The sequence below is a fragment of the Bowmanella yangjiangensis genome, assembly GCF_017255015.1.
Taxonomy (GTDB): domain Bacteria; phylum Pseudomonadota; class Gammaproteobacteria; order Enterobacterales; family Alteromonadaceae; genus Bowmanella; species Bowmanella yangjiangensis.
In genome coordinates this window covers 1-2,716 of record NZ_JAFKCS010000099.1, presented here as the reverse complement: position 1 = coordinate 2,716, position 2,716 = coordinate 1, and the positions used below count along the sequence as shown (strand labels likewise).

The window sequence follows — 2,716 nt, the reverse complement described above, 5'->3', positions numbered from 1 at the left end:
ACGCAGTGGTTCACCGGTCGCCAGATCAACGGCACGACCGCAGCCCAGATCGAGAAAACCCAGTCCAACCTATCCGCCGCCGAACAGGCCCTGGCCGAGCAGCGCGCACGGAGGCAAGCCAATGCTAACGCCTGATCAACAAGACCAGCTCCTGCTGTCCCTGTTCGCCACCGCAGAAGCCATGGGCCTGCAGCTGACCCAGCCTGCCGCGCTGATCATGGTCGATGACCTGAAAGAGCACAGCGAGGCCGATCTTGCGCAAGCGCTGAAGGCATGCCGCCGCAGCGGTGGTCGCCTGACTGTCGACGCCATTCTGAAGAACCTGCACGCCGCTGATGGACACCCGGAGCCGAACGAGGCCTGGGCCATCGCGCTGCAGTCGTTCGACGAGGACGAGACCGTGCTGATGACCGCCGAGATTCAGCAGGCCGCCGCCGCAGCCGCGCCGATAATCGAAGCTCGAGATAAGGTCGGCGCCCGCATGGCGTTCATCGCTGCCTATCAGCGCCTGATTGACGCCTCACGTGCCGCAGCTACGCCGGTTACCTGGAATCTGTCCCTAGGCCATAACGCCGAGCGTCGAGTTCAGGCGGTTGAAGAGGCCCAGCGCCTTGGTCGCCTGCCTGCGCCGGCAGCTCATCGCCTGCTGGCCGATCTGCGTGTCACCCCGATCACTGGCGACGGCCAGGCCATTGCCGGATTGATCACCGGGAAAGCGGTCAAGCCCTCCGAGGGAATGCGCGAGCGCTGGCAGGCGCTGAAGGAAGTCGTCAAGGACGGCAAGCGTCGCAAGCTCATTCAGGACCGCTGGGACCGCCGCAAGGAGCGCAACGAGCTTCGCCGTCGCAAGGCCGAAGTCGAAAGCCAGCTGCAGAAACTTGGAGGTGCGCAATGAAATGGGCCAAGCGTTCTGACTGCATCGCCGTGAGCGACAGCAACCCGTCCTACAAGGTCGCCAAGTTCATGGTGGGCGACCAAGCCAAGTACCGGGCCAGCGTGCGCGGAGAGTTCATCGGTCGCGTGTGCGACGACGCCAAGGAAGCCCAAACCATCTGCGAGAACCACCTGCAGATCATGGGCGCAGACATGGAGGACGCGGCATGAACGAGCGCCCTACCAAGGAATTCTTGGCCGGCTTGGTAGTTGGCCAATCCGTGCGCGTGACACGCCTCACTGGCGACGTTGTGGGTCGCGTATCCGACATCAAGCCACGCCTGTTTAAGGTCCGTATCGGCCGCGAAGCCCGCATCTTCCTGCGCGAAGACGGCGGCGCATTCAACGCGCCTGACAAGTCGAGCAAGTCGTGGGTTCTGCCGCTGGAGGCCTCCGATCATGCCTAAGTACAAGCTCGAATACGCATACAACGGCGCCATCTACCAGCTGCCGATCTACGCCGACAGCTACGAGGACGCTGCAGCACGTGTTGCGTCAATCAAGGCCACCGCCGAGCTGCAAGACGGTGAAGTGATCTACGAAGAAGAGGCCGGCGACGATGTAACCGCATGGGCCCAGGTGAGGGTAGAAGCCCTCAAGGAGCAATTGCAATGAACACCAAATGGCACTGCGAGCGCCACGATGGCGGCTGGCTGATTGTTGCGGGCTGGGACGGTAAGCAGTTCGCGCAGCACCTGAAGGCGGACCAGATGAAGACGGCGCATGAGCCTGGCTTTGTGTTCTGGTCGGCGGTCGGTTCGATCACTCGGGCGATCAGCGCTTACCGGTCTCTGCATGAGAACCAGCGCCACATGTTCGGTCTGCGCAAGCACCTCGAAAACCTTCTTTCCACCGGCTGGCGCGTGTCCTGCCGCGACCCGCTGTGCATCGCCTGCGGTGACCGTAGCGCAACCGTAGTCGAGGGCATTCTGATCGAGCAGCAGATGCCTAGCCTGCGCCGCGTTGGCGACCTGTACGAGCGTGTGGGGGTGAGCCATGGCTGACAAGACCACTCTCGAATGCACCAAGCACGGTCTGCGATTTGAGCAGTTTGATGACTGGGCAGACATGAAGGATTCGCCGGTCCCGCAGTGCTACATGTGCGCCCATGAGCAGCACCAGTCAACGCGCCGGGAGCTGGCGGAAGTGACCCGCCAGCGCGATCTGCTTTTGGGTGCCATAGAGGTGAAGCTTTCTCTTCCTGTAACGCCAGATCGGAGTCTTCGCCATGACTAACAGGGCAGAGCTGCGCCGGCTGGCTGAGGCAGCGCCGGAGAACATCGACGATGACTGGATGGGGCTTAAACGCACAGAGATGCGCGCCGCCTTGACTCCATCGGTTGTCATCGCCCTCCTAGACGAACTCGACGCCAAAGACAACACGCTTTTGGCCCTGACTACTCGCCATTTCGCCGAGTCATGGAGCCGCCGCAGCACAGACGCAAAGCTGGATGAATACCTGTCGGCTGGTATCGCGCAGTTGCAGGAAGAGCGGGACGCCGCTTTGGCTGATCTTGAGGCGTGCAGGAAGGATGCGGAGCGCTGGCGCTTTGTCATTGATCGTGGAGTTCTGAACGAGTCGGCGATAGACGAATTCATGCAACTCAATGCCGAAGCCATGTCGCAGGAGGCCAATCATGCCTGACCTCTACGACTACGCCTTCCGCGCCCTGTGCTGGATATGGGCTATCGGTGCGTGTGGGTATCTGGAGTTCTGCGTGAGGGTGGTGCGGGGTGGGTGTCATGGCTGATCTCGCCCTTATCCGCACTGCCCATGGCCTGA

At 61.9% G+C, this 2,716-nt stretch carries 7 protein-coding genes; all 7 read left to right on the top strand.

The annotated features are described in order from the left end of the window. The first annotated feature begins 121 nt into the window (after nucleotides 1-121). From J0A65_RS22100 to J0A65_RS22070, 7 genes are read left to right on the top strand one after another with little or no spacing between them, the layout of a single operon-like run. Entirely contained in the window at nucleotides 122-895 is a 774-nt protein-coding gene (locus J0A65_RS22100) for a hypothetical protein (protein ID WP_206596482.1), read from the top strand. Further along, nucleotides 892-1,104 carry a hypothetical protein gene (locus J0A65_RS22095; protein WP_206596481.1) on the top strand — a complete coding sequence of 71 codons (213 nt, stop codon included), beginning with the start codon at nucleotides 892-894 and terminating at the stop codon, nucleotides 1,102-1,104. The genes J0A65_RS22100 and J0A65_RS22095 overlap by 4 nt, the downstream gene beginning before the upstream one ends. Beyond that, nucleotides 1,101-1,340, top strand: coding sequence for a hypothetical protein (locus J0A65_RS22090; RefSeq protein WP_206596480.1), 240 nt, complete (start codon nucleotides 1,101-1,103; stop codon nucleotides 1,338-1,340). Before J0A65_RS22095 ends, J0A65_RS22090 begins: the two co-directional genes overlap by 4 nt. Then, entirely contained in the window at nucleotides 1,333-1,548 is a 216-nt protein-coding gene (locus J0A65_RS22085; protein WP_206596479.1) for a hypothetical protein, read from the top strand. The genes J0A65_RS22090 and J0A65_RS22085 overlap by 8 nt, the downstream gene beginning before the upstream one ends. Beyond that, a complete protein-coding gene (locus J0A65_RS22080) occupies nucleotides 1,545-1,937 on the top strand; it encodes a hypothetical protein (protein ID WP_206596478.1) in 393 nt (130 codons plus the stop codon). The genes J0A65_RS22085 and J0A65_RS22080 overlap by 4 nt, the downstream gene beginning before the upstream one ends. Further along, complete coding sequence (locus J0A65_RS22075) at nucleotides 1,930-2,169, top strand: hypothetical protein (RefSeq protein ID WP_206596477.1); 240 nt, start codon at nucleotides 1,930-1,932, stop codon at nucleotides 2,167-2,169. The genes J0A65_RS22080 and J0A65_RS22075 overlap by 8 nt, the downstream gene beginning before the upstream one ends. Beyond that, on the top strand, nucleotides 2,162-2,578 hold the full coding sequence (locus tag J0A65_RS22070) for a hypothetical protein (RefSeq protein ID WP_206596476.1): 417 nt from the start codon (nucleotides 2,162-2,164) through the stop codon (nucleotides 2,576-2,578). Before J0A65_RS22075 ends, J0A65_RS22070 begins: the two co-directional genes overlap by 8 nt. Nucleotides 2,579-2,716 lie beyond the last annotated feature (138 nt).

Excerpts from the sequence above, each read along its gene's own strand:
- J0A65_RS22090 (WP_206596480.1), top strand. The coding sequence starts at position 1,101 with ATGAACGAGCGCCCTACCAAGGAATTCTTGGCCGGCTTGGTAGTTGGC.
- J0A65_RS22070 (WP_206596476.1), top strand. The coding sequence starts at position 2,162 with ATGACTAACAGGGCAGAGCTGCGCCGGCTGGCTGAGGCAGCGCCGGAG.
- J0A65_RS22080 (WP_206596478.1), top strand. The coding sequence starts at position 1,545 with ATGAACACCAAATGGCACTGCGAGCGCCACGATGGCGGCTGGCTGATT.
- J0A65_RS22075 (WP_206596477.1), top strand. The coding sequence starts at position 1,930 with ATGGCTGACAAGACCACTCTCGAATGCACCAAGCACGGTCTGCGATTT.
- J0A65_RS22085 (WP_206596479.1), top strand. The coding sequence starts at position 1,333 with ATGCCTAAGTACAAGCTCGAATACGCATACAACGGCGCCATCTACCAG.
- J0A65_RS22095 (WP_206596481.1), top strand. The coding sequence starts at position 892 with ATGAAATGGGCCAAGCGTTCTGACTGCATCGCCGTGAGCGACAGCAAC.
- J0A65_RS22100 (WP_206596482.1), top strand. The coding sequence starts at position 122 with ATGCTAACGCCTGATCAACAAGACCAGCTCCTGCTGTCCCTGTTCGCC.